The following is a 16,754-nucleotide window of genomic DNA, read 5'->3' as shown; positions in this document are numbered from 1 at the left end:
GAGCCGCTGAGCTGAAACACTGAGACCAGCCTGAACAGACGTTGTGGCCATGGCAGCGGCCAACCCGGAACCGGTGCTGATCCTTGGTGGCGGCCTGATGGGCCTGGCCATCGCCCACCAGCTGGCCCGCCGGGGAGACCGGGTGCTGGTGCTAAGCCGCCGCCGCAGTGAGGCGGCGGGCTTCGTGGCTGCGGGAATGCTGGCACCCCACGCCGAAGGGCTCAGCGGCGATCTGCTGGAGCTGGGCCAGCGCAGCCTGGAACGGATTCCGGCCTGGGTGGAGCAGATCGAGGCCGACAGCGGCCTGCGCTGCGGGCTCCGGCCCTGCGGCATCGTGGTGCCGTTCCGCTCAGCCGCCGAACGGGACGCCTACCCCACCGCCCCCTTCGGCCAGTCCCTCGACCGTGTCGATCTGGCCCGGGAGATCCCCGGCATCGGCGAGGGCTGGCCAGCGGGGTTGCTGTTCGCGCAGGACGGTCAGATCGACAACCGCCGCCGACTGATGCGTGCGCTGGAGAGGGCCTGCGTGGGCCTGGGGGTGACCTTCCAGGAAGGAGCCGAGGTGCTGAGCCTGGAGCAGGGCGCGACCGGAGCACTCCAGGGCGTGCGCCTGCGCACCGCCGAGGGCGACGAGCAGTGCCTGGCGGCAACCAAGGCGGTGCTCGCCTGCGGGGCCTGGAGCACCCAGTTGCTCCCCGAACTGCCGATTGCCCCGGTGAAGGGACAGATGCTGTCTCTGCAAGGGCCCCGCGAGGCCCTGCAGCGGGTGATCTTCGGGCCGGGCACCTATCTGGTGCCACGGGAGGACGGCCTACTGGTGGTGGGTGCCACCAGCGAAGCCCAGGCAGGGTTCAGCGAAGGACTCACCCCCGCTGGCCAACGCCAGCTGCAGGAGGGCATCGCCGCCCTGCTGCCCGCCGCCACCAGCTGGCCACCCATGGAACGCTGGTGGGGCTTTCGGCCCTGCACCCCCGATGAGGGGCCGCTGCTGGGCACCAGTGGGATTCCGGGGCTGTGGCTGGCCGCCGGCCACCACCGCAACGGCGTGTTGCTGGCCGCCATCACCGCCGAGCTGCTGGCGGCAGCCCTGAGCCCTGCAGGGCCGGATCCCGCGCAGACGCGGCAGCTGGAGCGGTTTCGCTGGGATCGCTTTCGCTGAGCCCTAGCCCACAAGAAAGCCCCCGCCGCAAGGCAGGGGCTCGAGGGCACCCCTTGGGGCCGATCAGGCCTCGACGCGCCAGCCTTGGTCGGAGGGGGTCCAGTCGCTCAGTTCAGCGGGCTGGAACCACAGGCCGATTTCGAACTGGGCGGTCTCGGGAGCATCGGAGCCGTGGATCACGTTGCGGCCGATGTTCACGGCCAGGTCGCCGCGGATGGTGCCGGGCTCAGCCTCCAGGGGCTTGGTGGCACCGATCAGCTTGCGGGCGCTGGCGATCACACCATCGCCTTCCCACACCATCGCCACCACAGGGCCGGAGGTGATGAAGTCCACCAGGCCGGCGAAGAAGGGGCGCTCGCGGTGCACGCCGTAGTGGGCCTCGGCCAGCTCGCGGCTGGGGGTGAGTTGCTTCAGGCCCACCAGCTTGAAGCCCTTGCGCTCGAAGCGGCCAAGGATCTCACCCACCAGACCGCGCTGAACGCCATCGGGCTTGATGGCTACGAAGCTGCGTTCAGCGGCCATGGATCAACAAACCAATAGATCCGGCCCATCGTCTGCGGCCGCCCTGCCGGTTGGCAAGCACCCGTGCCGTTGGCTGGCCTGGCCGCGCTGGCGCCGGTCCCTAGATTTCGGCCAATCCGACCACTGCCGCCAGGCCCGATGGTGCTAGCCGAATCCGCCACCACTGGGACCATGGCCGCCGCCACGAGCTCCAACTGGACAACCGCCGACAGCGCTGCCCTCTACGGCCTCGATCGCTGGGGCGATCCCTACTTCTCGGTGAATTCTCGCGGCCATGTGCTGGTGCAGCCCCAGGGGGAGCGGGGTGGATCGCTGGATCTCGTGGAGCTGGTGCAGGGCCTGCAGGGCCGCAATCTCGGCCTGCCCCTGCTGATCCGCTTCGACGACATCCTCGAAGACCGGCTGGAGCGGCTGCATGCTGCCTTCGGCCGCGCCATCGCCCAGTACGGCTATGGCGGCCGCTATCAGGGCGTGTTCCCGGTGAAGTGCAACCAACAGCGCCACGTGGTGGAGGAGCTGGTGGCCAGCGGCAAGCGCTGGCACTTCGGCCTGGAGGCCGGCAGCAAGGCCGAACTGTTGATCGCCCTCTCGCTGATCGACGACCCCGAGGCGCTGCTGATCTGTAACGGCTACAAGGATCAGCGCTACATCGAGACGGCCATCCTGGCCCGCCGCCTGGGGCGCCAACCCGTGGTGGTGATCGAACAACCGGATGAGGTGGAGCGCATCATCCGCGCCAGTCGCGAGCTGGGGGCGGCGCCCTTCATCGGCATCCGCGCCAAGTTGTCGAGCCGCAGCACCGGCCGCTGGGGCAGCTCCGTGGGCGAGAAGGCCAAGTTCGGCCTGGCCATCCCCGATGTGCTGACCACGGTGGAGGCCCTGCGCGAGGCGGGCCTGCTGGCGGATCTGCGGCTGCTCCACTTCCACGTGGGCAGCCAGATCAACGACATCGCCGTGCTCAAGGACGCCCTGCAGGAGGCGGGCCAGATCTACGTGGAGCTCACCAAGCTGGGCGCCCCCATGGGCTACCTGGATGTGGGCGGCGGCCTGGGGATCGACTACGACGGCAGCCGCACCGCCACCGCCGCCTCCACCAACTACTCCCTGCAGAACTACGCCAACGACGTGGTGGCCACCGTGCGGGAGTGCTGCGAACCGCATGGGGTGACGGTGCCCACCCTCGTGAGCGAGAGCGGCCGTGCCATCGCCAGCCACTTCTCCGTTCTGGTGTTCGATGTGCTCGGCACCGGTGGCGTTCCGGGGACCGTTCCAGCGCCCACCCAGGACGAGCCCCTCACCGTTCGCAACCTGCGGGAGACGTTGGCCGGCATCACGGCGAATGAAGCCCACCAGGAGGCGAGCCTGGAGCGGCTGCAGGAAGCCTGGAACGACGCGATCAAATTCAAGGAGGATGCCCTCTCGGCCTTCCGCCTCGGCTACCTGGGCCTGCCCCAGCGGGCCATGGCCGAACAGCTCACCTGGGCCTGCGCGGAGGCGATCGTGGATCGGCTCCCCACCAACGGCCCGGTACCGGACGACCTCAAGGCCCTGCGGGCTGCTTTGGCCAGCACCTACTACGCCAACCTCTCGGTGTTCCGCTCCGCGCCCGACACCTGGGCCATCGAACAGCTGTTCCCGCTGATGCCGATCCACCGGCTCCAGGAGGAACCGAAACGGCTCGGCCACTTCGCCGACCTCACCTGCGATTCGGACGGCAAACTGGCGCGCTTCATCGGCGCGGGCCAGGCCAAGCCGCTGCTGGAGCTCCACGACGTGCGGGACGGCGAGCCTTACCTGATCGGCATGTTTCTGGGGGGCGCCTACCAGGAGGTGATGGGCAACCTGCACAACCTGTTCGGCAGCACCAATGCCGTTCACATCCGCCTGGCGGCAGGGGGTGGCTACCAGGTGGACCACGTGGTGCGGGGCAACACCAACGCCCAGGTGCTGGAGGCGATGGAGCACAACCCCGAGCTGCTACTGGAACGGCTGCGGGTGGCCAGCGAAACCGCGATCCAACGCGGCAACCTCAAGATCAGCGATGCCCGCCGCCTGATGGATCACCTGGAAACCAGCCTGCGGCAGACCACCTACCTGCAGGGCTGAGGCCTGGCCAGCACCAGCAGGGCGTGAGCCACGGGGAACGGTTCAGCAGCTGGCTGGGCCCAGGGCCACCGCCAGCTCCTGCCGGGCGGCATCCAGGGCCCCCGCGAGGGCCGCGCCATCGCGCCCACCCGCCTGGGCAAGGTTGGGCCGGCCGCCGCCGCCACCACCACAGCGCTTGGCCACACCACCGATGAACTTGCCCGCCTGCTGCCCCTCGGCGATCACGGCCTTGCCAAAGGCCGCCACCAGGATCACCTTGCCCAGATCGGCGGGATCGGGCAGGCCGCCGAGCACCACAGCCGCGCCCTCGCCGAGCTGATCGGCCAGGCCCTGGGCGGCGCTCTGCAGGCCACCACCCTCCACGCCATCCAGGCGCGCCACCAGCAGCTGGAAAGCGCCCAGCGCTTCGGCCTGGCCGGCCAGCGCCGCGGACTTGGCCAGGGCCAGCTCCTCGCGGGCCGCCGCCAGTGCTTTACCGGTGGCCTTGAGCTCCTCCTGCAGCGCCGCAACGCGCTCCACGATCTCCGCCGGCTGGGCCTTGAAGCGCTCGCCCAGCTGCTTCACCACGGCATCGCGCTCGTTGAGGTAGGCCAGCACCGCCGGGCCGGCCACCGCCTCAATCCGGCGGATCCCGGCGGCCACCCCGGATTCCGCAACGATCTTGAACAGGCCGATCTCGGCGGTGTTGGCCACGTGGGTGCCGCCGCAGAGCTCCATCGACACGCCGGGTACGTCCACCACCCGCACCACATCGGCATACTTCTCCCCGAACATCGCCACAGCGCCGGCGGCCTTGGCCTGCTCGATCGCCATCTCCTGCACTTGGAGGGTGTGGGCATCAGCGATCCAGCCGTTGATCAGGACCTCGATCTGCTCCAGCTCCGCCGGCGTCACGGCCCGTGGGCAGTGGAAGTCGAAACGGAGGCGGTCGAAATCCACCAGGGAACCGGCCTGGCCGATGCCCGGATCCACCACCTGCTTGAGGGCCGACTGCAGCAGGTGGGTGGCCGTGTGGTTGGCCTGGGCGCGACGCCGGCAGGCGCGATCCACCTGGGCGTTCACAAGATCACCGATGGCCAGGCTGCCGCGCTCCACCCGACCGGTGTGCACAAACACGCTGCGGTTGCGCGACACCGCCTCGATCGCCACGATCAAGCCAGCTCCATCGGCCCCCTGACCGCAGAGCACGCCCCGATCGCCCACCTGGCCGCCGCCCTCGCCATAGAAAGGCGTGGTGTCGAGCACCAGCTGCACGGCATCGCCGGCGCCGGCGCGCTCGGCCGGTTCACCGTTCACCACCAGGGCCAGCACACAACTGGGGTGCTCCAGCTGCTCGTAGCCCTTGAAGGCGGTGGCCTCGGCGGCGGCGGCCACCTGATCAATCGCCTCCTGCAGAGTGAGGTCGAGGCTCACCGCCGCGGCCTTGGCCCGCTGGCGCTGGGCCTCCATGGCCGCCTCAAAGCCGGCCAGATCCACGGTGAGGCCGTGCTCTTCGGCAATCTCCTCGGTGAGCTCAAGCGGGAAGCCGTAGGTGTCGTAGAGCTCGAAGGCCTGTTCGCCGCTGATCTGGGTGGGCTTGGCCACTAGCACCTCGGCCAGCAGCTTCTCGCCCCGCTCCAGGGTTTCCAGGAAGCGGGCCTCCTCGCGGGCGAGCTCGGCCAGGATCACCTCGCGGCGTTCCAGTAGCTGCGGGTAGGCCGCTTGCATCAAGGCAATCGACGCCTCACCCATCGCCGTCAAGAACGGCTTGTCGATACCGAGAAGGCGTCCATGACGGACCACTCGGCGCAACAGCCGACGCAGGATGTAGCCGCGGCCGAGGTTTGAGGCCGTCACACCATCGCAGATCAGCTGGGTGATGGCACGGCTGTGGTCGCCGATCACCTTGAGGCTTGTCTTGCCCTTGTCGTCGAGGGCGGGGTACTCAATCCCGGCCAGGCCCGCCGCCGTTTCAATCAGCGGGTAGATCAGATCCGTTTCGTAGTTGTTGGGCACCGCCTGCAGGATCTGAGCCATGCGCTCGAGACCCATGCCGGTGTCGATGTTGCGGTTGGCCAGCGGCGTGAGGGTGCCCTCTGCGTCGCGGTTGTACTGCATGAACACCAGGTTGTAGAACTCGATGAACCGGCTGTCGTCCTCCAGATCGATGCCTTCGTCGCCGAGTTCGGGCTTGAAGTCGTAGTAGATCTCCGAGCAGGGGCCGCAGGGGCCGGTGGGGCCTGAAGCCCAGAAGTTATCGGCCTCATCCATGCGGATGATCCGCTTGGGGTTCACCCCCACCCGATCGCGCCAGATCACCTCAGCCTCGTCGTCCTCGCGGAAGACGCTCACCACCAAGTTCTGCGGCGAGAGCCCGAACACCTCGGTGCTCAACTCCCAGGCCCACTGGATCGCCTGCTCCTTGAAGTAATCGCCGAAGGAGAAGTTGCCGAGCATCTCGAAGAAGGTGTGATGCCGCGCCGTGCGGCCCACGTTCTCGATGTCGTTGGTGCGGATGCATTTCTGAGAACTGGTGGCCCGCGACGCCGGCCGCTCCTGCTGCCCGAGGAACACGGGCTTGAAGGGCAACATGCCGGCGATGGTGAGCAGCACCGTGGGGTCGTCCGGGATCAGCGAGGCGCTGGCCATCGGCCTGTGGCCCCGCTGCTCAAAGAAGGCGAGGAAGGCCGCCCGGATCTCAGCACCGCTTCGGGGGCAACCAGTGCGAGGGGCGGCGCCGGCCATGACTCTGCAAAACAACCCTGAACAGGGCATGATCGCCCAGCACAGGACCCGGCTTGCCGCAGACCTTGAGCGCGCCAACACGCCAGCAGCTGCGGCTGCGCTCGATTGCCTGGGCCCTCGGGGCCGGCCTGGCCGCCCTGGCCCTCGGGCTTCCCCTCGGGCTGGGAGCGGCCCTGCGGGCCGGGGGCTGCGGGTTCTTCTACGGCCTGCTGGCCTTCCACCTGCAACGGGTGGACCCGGACGACAGCCACCTGCAGGCCGGCCTGGTGGGGGCCGTATGCGGCATCCACAGCCTGGGATTGCCGGCGGTTGTGTCCTGGCCGGCTGACGAGCCGATCCCCCAGGCCTTGGCCATGGTCGGGCCAGCTGTGATGATGGGGTTAATCCGTGCATGGCTGCCGTTGATCGGCGCCGCCCTGCTGTTGCACGGAACACGAGCCTTCGCGACACGGGTGCTGCCAGCGCTCCGAACCTGAAGGCCACTCCAGCGACCGTTGCGCCCAGGCGACCTCCCCCGCCCCCATGAGCCTGCTGCACGCCACCTGGCTGCCCGCTGTCCCTGCGGGAAGCTTCGCCAAAGGCAAGGCCCCCTCCGCGGGCCTGCTGATCTGGGCGGACACCTGGCGGGTGGCCGAACCGGTGCAGCCTGGTACCGAAGCGCCGCTCCACCCCCTGGGCCTCGACCTCGACGAGCTGGCCACCTGGCTGGACGACAACCACTTCTGGTCGGAAGACCTGCGCCAAGCCAGCGCCACCCTCACCCTGCCCAGCCGTCAGCAGGGGGCCAAGGGCACCAAAACCAGCCACAGCGCCGCCTGGAGCGGGCTGCCGATGCAGGCCGGTGAACCCCTGCCCAAGGAGATCAGCTGGTGGCCCTGGCAGGTGGAGGGCTGGCTGCTCAAGCCGGGCCCGGCCGCCGAGTGGCTCAACCTGCTGCCCCTCTCCGGCTTCGCCGAGGCAGGCCTGGCCGACGATCTGCGCTGGTGGGCCCACCTGCAGCGCTGGTGCCTGAGCCTGATCGCCCGCGGGCGCTGGCTACCGGATGCGGGCGAGGGCAAGGCCAGCTGGAAGCCGCTACTCAACCGGGAGGACGATCGGCGCCGCCTGGAAGATCTCGCCGGGCAGATGCCCCAGGTGGTGGCCGCCGCCAGCACCGACTCCCACCTGGCCTGCGGACGACCCCGCTCGAACCGCCTGTTCGTGGCCAGCCTGGTGGAGAAACTGGTGGACGGCCAGCTGCGGGCGGCGTTCGCGCCCGGTGGCGAGGGCCTCGATCCCCTGCTGGCCGCCTGGGAAGCGGGCCTGGCCTCCCACGACGGCAAGCTCGAGCTCGATGAGGAGGACAGCGAGCGCCTTGGCATCGCCAGCCACCACTGGCGCGAGGCGGTGGCGGGCAAGGTGGCTCCAGCCCGGGCCTGCCTCGAGCTGTTCACCCCGCCCGAGGGCGAAGAACTCTGGGAGCTGCGCTTCGGGCTGCAAGCGGAAGCCGATCCCAGCCTGCGGGTGGCCGCGGGGCTGGTGTGGGCGGCGGGCGACAAGCCCCTGGCCCTGGGCGAACTGAGCTTGGAGCAGCCGGGGGCGCTGCTACTGGAAGGCATGGGCCGGGCGCTGCTGGCCTTCGAGCCGATCGAACGGGGCCTGGATGCGGCCACCCCCGAGGCGATGCAACTCACGCCAGCTGAGGCCTTCGTGCTGGTGCGCACCGCCGCCGCCAAACTGCGCGATGTGGGCGTCGGCGTGGTGCTGCCCGCCAGCCTCTCGGGGGGTCTGGCCTCCCGCCTCGGCCTGGCCATCACGGCCGAACTGCCGGAGAAGTCCCGCGGGTTCACCCTGGGCGAAAGCCTGGAGTGGCGCTGGGATTTCATGATCGGCGGCGTCACCCTCACCCTCAAGGACCTCGAGCGGCTGTCGGCAAAACGCAGCCCGCTGGTGCAACACAAGGGCGTGTGGATCGAACTGCGGCCCCTCGACCTCAAGAACGCCGAGAAGTTCTGCGCCGCGGAGCCCCCCTTCCACCTCGACGACGCCCTGCGCATCACCGGCAACGAGGGGGAAACCCTGCAGCGCCTGCCGGTGCACGCCTTCAACTCCGGCCCACGGCTGCAAGCGGTGCTGGAGCAATACCACCAGCAGAAGGCGCCCGACCCCCTGCCGGCACCGCCTGGCTTCGCCGGCCAGCTGCGGCCGTATCAGGAACGCGGCCTCGGCTGGCTCGCCTTCCTGCACCGGTTCGACCAGGGCGCCTGCCTGGCCGACGACATGGGCCTGGGCAAAACGATCCAATTGCTGGCCTTCATTCAGCACCTCAAAGCCGAGGAGGAGCTCAAGCGCCCCGTGCTGCTGGTGGCACCCACCTCGGTGCTCACCAACTGGAAGCGGGAAGCCGCCGCCTTCACCCCCGATCTGGAGGTGCGCGAGCACTACGGTCCCCGCCGGCCCAACACCGATGCGGCCCTGAAGAAAGCCCTCAAGGGGGTGGATCTGGTGCTCACCACCTATGGGCTGGTGCAGCGGGATAGCGAGCTGCTGGAAAGCGTGGACTGGCAGGGCGTGGTGATCGACGAAGCCCAGGCCATCAAGAACCACAACGCCAAGCAATCGATGGCGGCGCGGGATCTGGGGCGCCCGGGCCGGGGTGGCAAGGGGGGCAGTCGTTTTCGGATCGCCCTCACCGGCACGCCGGTGGAGAACCGCGTCAGCGAGCTGTGGGCGTTGATGGATTTCCTCAACCCCAAAGTGCTGGGTGATGAGCCCTTCTTCCGCCAGCGCTACCGCCTGCCGATCGAGCGCTACGGCGATATGTCGTCCCTGCGGGACCTCAAGGGCCGCGTGGGCCCCTTCATCCTGCGGCGCCTCAAAACCGACAAGTCGATCATTTCCGACCTGCCCGAAAAGGTGGAACTGAGCGAATGGGTGGGCCTCGCCCCCGAGCAGAAGAAGCTCTACAACACCACCGTTGAGCAGAGCCTCGATGCCATCGCCCGGGCGCCCCTGGGCCAGAAACACGGCCAGGTGCTGGCCCTGCTCACCAAGCTCAAGCAGATCTGCAACCACCCCGCCCTGGCCCTCAAGGAGGACCCCGAAGCCGCCGCCCAGGGCGAGGCCGCCAGCAGCTTCGCCGCCCGCAGCGCCAAGGTGCAGCGGCTGGAGGAAATCCTCGAGGAGGTGATCGAAGCCGGCGATCGGGCCCTGCTGTTCACCCAGTTCGCCGAGTGGGGCCACCTGCTCAAGGCCCACCTGGAGCGCAAGTGGCGCCAGGAGGTGCCGTTCCTCTACGGCAACACCAGCAAGGTGGAGCGCCAGGCGATGGTGGATCGCTTCCAGGACGATCCCCGCGGCCCGCAGCTGTTCCTGCTGTCGCTCAAGGCAGGCGGCGTGGGCCTCAACCTCACCCGGGCCAGCCATGTGTTCCACATCGACCGCTGGTGGAACCCGGCCGTGGAAAACCAGGCCACCGACCGCGCCTATCGCATCGGCCAGCAAAACCGCGTGCTGGTGCACAAGTTCATCACCAGCGGCTCGGTGGAGGAGCGGATCGACCGCATGATCAAGGAGAAGTCGAAACTGGCCGAAGAGATCGTGGGCTCCGGCGAAGATTGGCTCGGTGGTCTGGAGATGGGCCAGCTCAAGGAACTGGTGGCCCTCACGGACGAATGAGCGCCGACCTCCGCTGGCACCAGCGCTTCGAGAACCTGCAGCGGGCTCTCAAGCAGCTCCAGGCGGCCATCACAGCCCACGACGCCAAGCCAGACGACGAGCTGATTGTGATCGCCCTGATCAAGGCCTACGAGTTCAGCTTTGAGCTCAGCTGGAAAACCCTCAAAGATCTGCTCAGCTGGAACGGCCTCGATGTGAAGCTGCCGCGGGAGGTGCTCAAGCAAGCCTTTGCCACCGGGCTGCTGGAGAACGGCCAGCTCTGGATCGACATGCTCGAGCAGCGCAATCTGATGGCACACACCTACGACCAAGCCCGCGCTCAGCAGGCCGCCGCGCTGATCTGCGAGCGCTACTGGCCAGAATTGCAAGGGCTGCACAACAGCCTGGAGGAGCGTGTCCGCCAGGAAGCCAAGCCATGACCCCCTCGCCCGCCAGCAGCCACGGCCTGCCCGAGGACACCGTGGCCGAGATCCAGGGCTGCCTGCAACGCTTCCCCCAGATCCAGTGGGTGAAGCTCTATGGCTCCCGCGCCCTGGGGAGCCACTGGCGCGGCTCCGACATTGACCTGGCCTTTAGCGCCCCCGACGACTGCGGCGCCGAGCTGCGCGAGGCCCTCGATGCACTCCCCACCCCCTACCTGTTTGATGTGACCCACTGGGAGTCCCTCCGCCACGAGGGCCTGCGGGACCACATCCAGCGCGCCGGCAAACTCTTCCCATGAACTCCACCCCCAACAGCATCACCACCCAACTTGGCGACCAGGGCCTGGGCCAGCAGCCCTGGTGGGTGGAGCAGTGGATGGAGCTGATCAACGGCTACCGCTTCAAGAAACGGCTGGAGCGCGCCTGGGCCTATGCCCGCGAGGGCAACGTGCTCTCGATCCGCTTCGAAGGGCGCCGCGTGCATGCACGGGTGCAGGGCACCGGAGACGAGCCCTACAAGGTGAAGCTCTGGCTCGATGTGCTCAACGACGAGGACTGGGGCTATGTGCTCGAGGCCCTAGGGCAGAAGGCCCGCTGGTCGGCCCAGCTGCTGGCTGGGGTGATGCCGCAGGACATCGAACGGGCCTTTGCCGCCAGCGGCAAGCGCCTGTTCCCCTTCAAGTTGCAGGAGGTGCGGAGTGAATGCACCTGTCCGGACAAGGTGAACCCCTGCAAGCACGTGAGCGCCGTGTACTACCTGATGGGCGAGCGCTTCAGCGAAGATCCCTTCGTGCTGTTCCAGATGCGGGGCCGCACCCGCAACCAGCTGCTGGCCGACCTGGCCATCCAGCGCCGCGAGCTCCTGGCCAAGAAGGCCAGGGAAGCCAAAGCCAAGGCTCACAAGGAGGGCACTCCAGCCGCCGGCCTGCCACAGCCGACCGCCGATGGCTCCCTGCAGCCCATCCCTGCAGCCATCAAGGATCCCAGCCGCTGGTGGCGCTACGACGCCGCCCTCGATGCGGGGCTCGTGGTGATCACCCCGGCCATGGAGGGCGATACCGGCCTCGACGAGGCCGGGCCGCTGCCCCTCGCCGAGGATGGCCGCTTCCCCACCGCCAATCAGCACTTCCTCGAGCGGCTGAAGGGCCAGGGCACCGGCTTCAGCAGCCAAGCCATGACCACAGCCATGGCCGCCGGCTCCGGGCGCGACGAGGCCGCCAGCAGCAGCGGATCCTGAGCAGCGTGAGCGCCCCCTGGTTGAGCGCCGAGGCCCTGGAGCTGGCGGCGCGCATTCTCCACTCCCATCAGCGGGGCTTCGGCCGGCCGCTGCTCGCTGGTCTGGGTGCCGACACCAGCCTGGAGCAACGGGGCCAGGCGCTGTTTGCCGCCGGAACGGTGGTGCTCGCCCATGACGGCGCGGATCCCAGTGGCGACCCGGGCCCCCGCCTCACCTATGCCAACGGGGCCGCCCTGGCCCTGTGGCGCCGGCCCTGGGCCGAGCAGGTGGGCATGCCCTCGCGGCTCACGGCAGAACCGGCCGAGCGCTCCAGCCGCGCCCAGATGCTGGTGAGCGCCCAGGAACAGCACGCCATCAGCGGCTACTGCGGCATCCGCATCGACAGCGCTGGGCGCCGCTTCGTGATTCGGGGCGCCCGCCTGTGGACCCTCTGGAACCAAGCCCAGGAACCCTGCGGCCAAGCGGCGGCCTTCAGCGATTGGTGGTGGCTGTGAGGCGATGGTTCGGCTGCCCCCACAGCTGTGTGGTGCCAGCCGAACCTGAGGCGTGAGCGCCGTACTGAAAGGGGCGGTTCTTGCCCTTCTGGTGATGCCGCAACCCGGGCACATTGGCGTGGCGGGTGAACACCCCGCACCCGCAACATTCGGAGCCATCACCATGCTCACCCTGCGCCAATCCCCCTTCGATCTGTTCGAGCGCCTCGAGCAACAAGTGCAACAGGCCGAGCGCGTTCCCGCCGCTGAAGTGCATGAAACGGACACGGGCTTTACCATCAGCCTGGAGTTGCCCGGCGTTGCCAAAGACTCCATCGAAGTGAAAGCCACCGACCGCACCCTGGTGATCAGCGCCGTGCGGCAATCCAGCGACGAAGCCGATGCCCCCGGCCCTCTGCTGAGCGAGTTCCGCTACGGCACCTGGAGCCGCAGCTTCCGCTTCCCCTCCGGCATTGCCCGCGAGGGCCTCAAGGCTCGCTACCACGACGGACTGCTCACGGTTCAGGCCCCCAAAGCCCAGACCATGACCAGCGTGAACGTGACGGTGGAGGGCTGAGCCAGCGCCATCAGCGAACTCCAGATCACACCAATCGAGACCACGGGACCCTGCCCCGGCCTGACGGCCGGGGCTTTTTCCTAAAGTTGATGAGCATCCACGGGGATCCATGGCCGCCGCTGCAACCGCCACGACCCCACGGCTGAGCCTCCAGTGTGAGGCCATTGGCCCCGACACCACCACGATCCGCTCACTCGACTGGGACCGCAGCCGCTTCGACATTGAGTTCGGCCTGCGCAACGGCACCACCTACAACAGTTTTCTGGTGCGGGGGGAGCGGACCGCCCTGATCGACACCAGCCATCTCAAGTTCGAGGGCACCTGGCTGCCGCTGCTCCAAGAGCAGATCGATCCCAGGGCGATCGATCACCTGATCGTGAGCCACACCGAGCCGGATCACTCGGGGCTGATCGGCCACCTGATCGATCTCCACCCCGAGATCGAGATTGTGGGCTCCAAGGTGGCCATCCAGTTCCTGGAGAGCCAGGTGCACCGGCCGTTCAAAAGTCGGGCCGTGAAAAGCGGCGAGGAGCTGGATCTGGGCACCAACCCCGAGAGCGGGGTGCCGCACCGCTTCGAGTTCCTCAGTGCTCCGAATCTGCACTGGCCAGACACGATCTTTTCCTACGACCACGGCACCGGCATCCTCTACACCTGCGATGCCTTCGGCCTGCACTACTGCTCCGATGAGGTGTTCGATGTGGATCCAGGCGCCATCGCGCCGGATTTCCGTTTTTATTACGACTGCCTGATGGGCCCCAACGCCCGCAGCGTGCTGCAGGCCATGAAACGCATGGATGCCCTTCCGGCCATCCAAACGGTGGCCGTGGGCCATGGCCCGCTGCTACGGGAGCACCTGGGCCTGTGGCTCTCCGACTACCGCGACTGGAGCACCGGCCGCAGCAAGGGCGAGGCCTATGCGGCTGTTTGCTACGTGAGTCAGTACGGCTTCTGCGATCGCCTCAGCCAGGCCATCGCCCGCGGCATCGGCAAGGCCGAAGCCCAGGTGCAGCTGGTGGACCTGCGGGCCACTGATGCCCAGGAGCTCAGTGCCCTGATCGGCGAGGCCAGCGCCGTGGTAGTGCCCACCTGGCCCGCCAACGCCGATGCCGAACTGCAGAGTTCGATCGGCACCCTGCTGGCGGCCCTGGAGCCCAAGCAATGGGTGGCCACCTACGACGCCTACGGCGGCAACGACGAACCCATCGACACCGTGGCCACCCAGCTGCGCAGCCTCGGCCAGAAGGAGGCCTTCGAACCGCTGCGTATTCGCCAGGTGCCTGACGGCAACGACTACCAGCGCTGCGAGGAGGCCGGCACCGACCTGGGCCAACTGCTCACGCGGGAGAAGACCATCGCGGCGATGAAGTCGCTGGATGGCGACCTCGACAAGGCCCTGGGCCGCCTCAGCGGCGGGCTCTACGTGGTGACAGCCCGGCAGGAGGAGCGCGCCTCCGCCATGGTGGCCAGCTGGGTGAGCCAGGCCAGCTTCGCCCCCCCGGGACTCACCGTGGCCGTGGCCAAGGACCGGGCCATCGAGGCCCTGATGCAGGTGGGCGACCGCTTCGTGCTCAACATCCTGCGGGAGGACAACCACCAGCAGCTCCTGCGCCATTTCCTCAAGCGCTTCCCCCCCGGCGCCAACCGCTTCGCCGGCATCAACACCCTGGAGGGCGTCGCCACCGGTGGGCCGGTGCTGGGAGATGCCCTCGCCTACCTGGGCTGTCGCGTATCCCAGCGGATGGAGGGGCCCGACCACTGGATCATCTACGCCGAAGTGGAAGAGGGCAATGTCTCCGACATGGAGGCCTCTACCGCCGTGCACCACCGCAAAGTCGGCAACCACTACTGATGGTCTTCGACACCGCCAACCCTGCCGCAGCCAGCCGCCGGGTGATTGAGCTGGCCATCGAGCCCGGCCTGTTCTGCCTGCGGGGGCTCAGTCCGAATCGGCTCCGCTTTGAAGTGGAGTATGGCCTCGAACGGGGCACGAGCGCCAACAGCTTTCTGTTCAGCGCCGGCACCACCACGGCTGGCCAGCCGGTGCCGCCGGTGTTGGTGCATCCACCGGGAGAATCCTTCGCCGCGCCGTTCCTGGAGCAGTTGGCCGGGTTGGTGCCCGCCGAGGCGGCCCTGAAGGTGGTGGTGGGTCACGTGAACCCCAACCGGGTGAGCCTGCTGCGGCGCCTGGCCGCTCAGTGGCCACACCTGATGCTGGTGGCCTCCAACGCCGGGGCCAAGCTGCTCACGGAGCTGTGGGACCAGCGCAGGCCCTCACCCCCCGGAACGACCGCCACCAGCGAGGAGGCGATTCCGCCCCTGCCCGGCATTGACGTGGTGAAGCAGGAGGCCAGCCGCGCCCTCGCGGACGGCTATGCCATCACCCTGATCTCCACCCCAACCCCCCGCTGGCCCGGCGGACTGATCGCCTTCGAACAGAAGACAGGCCTGCTGATGAGCGGCAAATTCTTCGCCGCCCACCTGTGCACGGAGGCCTTCGCCGAGGCCAACCGCAGCAGCACGGAGGAAGACCGCCGCTACTTCTACGACTGCCTGATGGCACCGATGGTGCGCCAGGTGGAGGCGGTGCTGAACCGCGTGGACGAACTGCCCATCCGCACCATTGCCCCCGGCCATGGACCGGCCATCGCCGAGAGCTGGCGCAGCCTGCTGGTGGACTATCGCCGCTGGGGCTCAACTCAGGAGCGGTCCAAGCTGTCGGTGGCGCTGCTCTTTGCCAGCGCCTATGGCAACACGGCCGCCATCGCCGATGCCCTGGCCCAGGGGGTGGCGCGCACCGGTGTGCGGGTGGAGAGCATCAACTGCGAATTCACTCCCGCCGAGAAGCTTCTGGAAGCGATCCGCCAGTGCGATGCCGTGCTGATTGGATCCCCCACCCTGGGGGGCCATGCCCCCACGCCGATCGTGTCGGCCCTCGGCACCCTGCTGGCCGAGGGCGACCGGTCCAAACCCGTGGGGGTCTTCGGCAGCTTCGGCTGGAGCGGGGAAGCCCTCGACCTGCTTGAGAGCAAGTTGCGGGATGGCGGCTTCCGCTTCGCCTTTGAACCCATCAAGGTGAAGTTCAGCCCCGATGCCGCCACCCTCAAAGCCTGCGAGGAAACCGGCACGGCCCTCGGACGCAGCCTGCTGAACGATCAGCGCAAAGCCCAGCGGCGGGCCAGCTCCGGCGGTGGCCTGAGCGAGAGCCGCAGCAATCCAGCCGTTCTGGCCCTAGGCCGGGTGGTGGGTTCCCTATGCGTGCTCACCACCGTGAAGGGCGAGGGAGCCGCGCGCCTGAGTGGCGCCATGGTGGCCAGCTGGGTGAGTCAGGCCAGCTTCAGCCCGCCCGGCATCACGGTGGCCGTGGCCAGGGACCGGGCCGTGGAAGCGCTGCTGCATGTGGGCGATGGGTTTGCCCTCAACGTGCTGGCTGAGGGCCGGGAAACCGGGCCCATGAAACAGTTCCTGCAGCCCTTCGCCCCCGGCGCCGACCGCTTTGCCGGCCTGGAACTCGAGGCCAGCCCCGCCGGGCAGCCCGTGCTGCCGCAGGCCCTGGCCTGGCTCGACTGCCGCGTGAAGCAGCGCATGGAATGCGGCGACCACTGGCTGATCTATGCCGAGGCCAGCAGCGGTGCCCTCCTGGATGCCAGCTCCACCACCGCCGTGCATCAGCGCCGCAGCGGAGCCAATTACTAATTCTGGGCTACACAGTTCCGCACCGCGCACTGTATCCAGCACAACCGACACGAGAGTGTCACGCACCTCGGCAGATTCAGCAGGATCCCAGTTCTGGCCAGAGATTTCAACGGCGTCTTCAGCGACACTTACGGGACGTTGCAAGTAACCTAAAGACAAACGAAATTCTGGGAGCACGCCC

The 16,754-nt window shown here is 68.3% G+C and carries 13 protein-coding genes; 11 read left to right on the top strand and 2 right to left on the bottom strand.

Annotated elements, in window-relative coordinates:
- The first annotated feature begins 49 nt into the window (after nt 1-49).
- A complete protein-coding gene (locus tag KBZ14_RS05310; protein ID WP_255117268.1) occupies nt 50-1,159 on the top strand; it encodes an FAD-dependent oxidoreductase in 1,110 nt (369 codons plus the stop codon).
- A gap of 63 nt (nt 1,160-1,222) precedes the next feature.
- Here the strand turns inward: KBZ14_RS05310 and ndk are convergent, their stop codons facing one another.
- Nucleotides 1,223-1,681: a nucleoside-diphosphate kinase gene (gene ndk, locus KBZ14_RS05305; RefSeq protein WP_255117267.1), complete on the bottom strand. Its 459-nt coding sequence runs from the start codon at nt 1,679-1,681 to the stop codon at nt 1,223-1,225.
- A 171-nt stretch (nt 1,682-1,852) separates the two neighbouring features.
- On the opposite strand from ndk, the gene speA reads away from it, so the two are divergent.
- Entirely contained in the window at nt 1,853-3,787 is a 1,935-nt protein-coding gene (gene speA / locus KBZ14_RS05300) for a biosynthetic arginine decarboxylase (RefSeq protein ID WP_255117397.1), read from the top strand.
- A gap of 42 nt (nt 3,788-3,829) precedes the next feature.
- Here speA and alaS read toward each other — a convergent pair whose 3' ends face one another.
- Nucleotides 3,830-6,511, bottom strand: a complete 2,682-nt coding sequence (alaS, locus tag KBZ14_RS05295; protein WP_255117266.1) for an alanine--tRNA ligase — start codon at nt 6,509-6,511, stop codon at nt 3,830-3,832.
- A gap of 65 nt (nt 6,512-6,576) precedes the next feature.
- Between alaS and KBZ14_RS05290 the strand changes: the two genes are divergently transcribed.
- The 9 genes from KBZ14_RS05290 (at nt 6,577) to KBZ14_RS05250 (ending at nt 16,573) form a co-directional block, all read left to right on the top strand.
- Nucleotides 6,577-6,987 carry a hypothetical protein gene (locus tag KBZ14_RS05290; RefSeq protein WP_255117265.1) on the top strand — a complete coding sequence of 137 codons (411 nt, stop codon included), beginning with the start codon at nt 6,577-6,579 and terminating at the stop codon, nt 6,985-6,987.
- A gap of 46 nt (nt 6,988-7,033) precedes the next feature.
- A complete protein-coding gene (locus tag KBZ14_RS05285) occupies nt 7,034-10,168 on the top strand; it encodes a DEAD/DEAH box helicase (protein ID WP_255117264.1) in 3,135 nt (1,044 codons plus the stop codon).
- Nucleotides 10,165-10,587 (top strand): HI0074 family nucleotidyltransferase substrate-binding subunit, encoded by a 423-nt coding sequence (locus tag KBZ14_RS05280; RefSeq protein ID WP_255117263.1) that lies wholly within the window; start codon nt 10,165-10,167, stop codon nt 10,585-10,587. The genes KBZ14_RS05285 and KBZ14_RS05280 overlap by 4 nt, the downstream gene beginning before the upstream one ends.
- Nucleotides 10,584-10,889: a nucleotidyltransferase family protein gene (locus tag KBZ14_RS05275; RefSeq protein ID WP_255117262.1), complete on the top strand. Its 306-nt coding sequence runs from the start codon at nt 10,584-10,586 to the stop codon at nt 10,887-10,889. The genes KBZ14_RS05280 and KBZ14_RS05275 overlap by 4 nt, the downstream gene beginning before the upstream one ends.
- Nucleotides 10,886-11,827, top strand: coding sequence for an SWIM zinc finger family protein (locus KBZ14_RS05270; protein WP_255117261.1), 942 nt, complete (start codon nt 10,886-10,888; stop codon nt 11,825-11,827). Before KBZ14_RS05275 ends, KBZ14_RS05270 begins: the two co-directional genes overlap by 4 nt.
- A 5-nt stretch (nt 11,828-11,832) precedes the next feature.
- Nucleotides 11,833-12,321, top strand: coding sequence for an MEKHLA domain-containing protein (locus KBZ14_RS05265; RefSeq protein WP_255117260.1), 489 nt, complete (start codon nt 11,833-11,835; stop codon nt 12,319-12,321).
- A gap of 163 nt (nt 12,322-12,484) precedes the next feature.
- The gene (locus KBZ14_RS05260) at nt 12,485-12,877 is read left to right on the top strand and encodes an Hsp20/alpha crystallin family protein (protein WP_255117396.1); all 393 of its coding nucleotides are present in this window, start codon (nt 12,485-12,487) and stop codon (nt 12,875-12,877) included.
- Nucleotides 12,878-12,986: 109 nt separating this feature from the next.
- Nucleotides 12,987-14,729 (top strand): diflavin flavoprotein, encoded by a 1,743-nt coding sequence (locus KBZ14_RS05255; RefSeq protein ID WP_255117259.1) that lies wholly within the window; start codon nt 12,987-12,989, stop codon nt 14,727-14,729.
- Nucleotides 14,729-16,573 carry a diflavin flavoprotein gene (locus KBZ14_RS05250; protein ID WP_255117258.1) on the top strand — a complete coding sequence of 615 codons (1,845 nt, stop codon included), beginning with the start codon at nt 14,729-14,731 and terminating at the stop codon, nt 16,571-16,573. The genes KBZ14_RS05255 and KBZ14_RS05250 overlap by 1 nt, the downstream gene beginning before the upstream one ends.
- Nucleotides 16,574-16,754: the final 181 nt, after the last annotated feature.

Origin of the sequence: Synechococcus sp. HJ21-Hayes (assembly GCF_024345835.1) — a bacterium.
GTDB lineage: Bacteria > Cyanobacteriota > Cyanobacteriia > PCC-6307 > Cyanobiaceae > Vulcanococcus.
The sequence above is the reverse complement of the archived record's forward strand: the minus strand, read 5'-3'. Positions and strand labels throughout refer to the sequence as shown.